The 1,055-nt window shown below is 55.5% G+C and carries 2 protein-coding genes; both read right to left on the bottom strand.

The features are described 5' to 3' along the window. Positions 1 to 355: flagellin N-terminal helical domain-containing protein (locus tag AC1DV9_RS29095; protein ID WP_477951301.1), on the bottom strand; the 355-nt coding region annotated here is incomplete at its 3' end. A gap of 269 nt (positions 356 to 624) precedes the next feature. Further along, the coding region (locus tag AC1DV9_RS29090) for a flagellin (protein WP_477951299.1) at positions 625 to 1,055 on the bottom strand (431 nt) is incomplete at its 5' end.

The raw sequence follows: 1,055 nt of genomic DNA, 5'->3' as shown, positions 1-1,055 counted from the left end.
GCTGCGCCTGGAGCTGGGTGATTTCGTCCTGAACCTTCGACTTGTCGACACCGTCTTCAGTCGCAGCAACGAGCTTCGACTTGATTTCGGAAACGACGTCGATGGAGCTTTCGACAGCGGTGTAAGCCGTGTCAACCTTGGCAGCACCCATGCCGAGAGCGTCAGATACGGCGCCGAGGGCCTTGTTGTCCGACTTCATCGTCGTTGCGATCGACCAGTAAGCTGCGTTGTCGGCAGCCTTGCCAACGCGCAGACCCGACGAAACGTGGTTCTGGGTGTCGGCGAGGTTCTGGTTGACGTTGCGCAGGGTCTGCAGAGCGGACATTGCGGAATTGTTGGTAAGAATGCTGGTCATTTAAATGTGCCCCTAATTGGCTACGTGATGAAGGGCATTCCGGTCTCACCGGGAACGGCGCTCAGCGTCATGCCTGCCGATCGTCTGTTGACCGACCGCCGTTTCGATGTGCTTAGAAAACAGCATCATCGTTAAAAGAAGCTAAACACGGTTAAAAAAAATCGTTAAAAATCGGTAACTTAGGTTAAATCTCGTTAATCCATTTTTAATAACAAAAATGGCCGGTGAGACACCGGCCATTTCGATTTTTCGGTACTTGCTGCCAGCTTTTAACGGAAGAGCGACAGGATGTTCTGCGAAGAGGAGTTTGCGATCGAGAGCGACTGGATGGCCAGCTGCTGCTGCGTCTGCAGAGCGGTCAGCTTCGAGGACTCTTCTTCCATGTCGGCGTCGACGAGGCGGCCAACACCCGATTCGATCGAGTCGCTGAGCGACGAGACGAAGTTCGACTGCATGTCGATACGCGAGGAGATCGAACCGAACTTCGAACCGAGCGAGGTCATGTCCTTCAGAGCGGTTTCAACGTCGCTCAGCAGGTTGTCGATACCGCCCTTGGTCGTGGAGGAGTCGATCGTGAACTCGGTGATCGACTTGCCCGAAGACGCGCCGGCCGTGCCGAGAATACCGCCGGTACCGGCAGTCGCATCGGTGTAGAGCAGATCGGTTGCACCGGCCGTGTATTCGGACGTGGTGACCGACC

This window comes from Rhizobium sp. 01L410, assembly GCF_056400165.1.
This window is presented reverse-complemented; position numbering and strand designations above follow the sequence as displayed.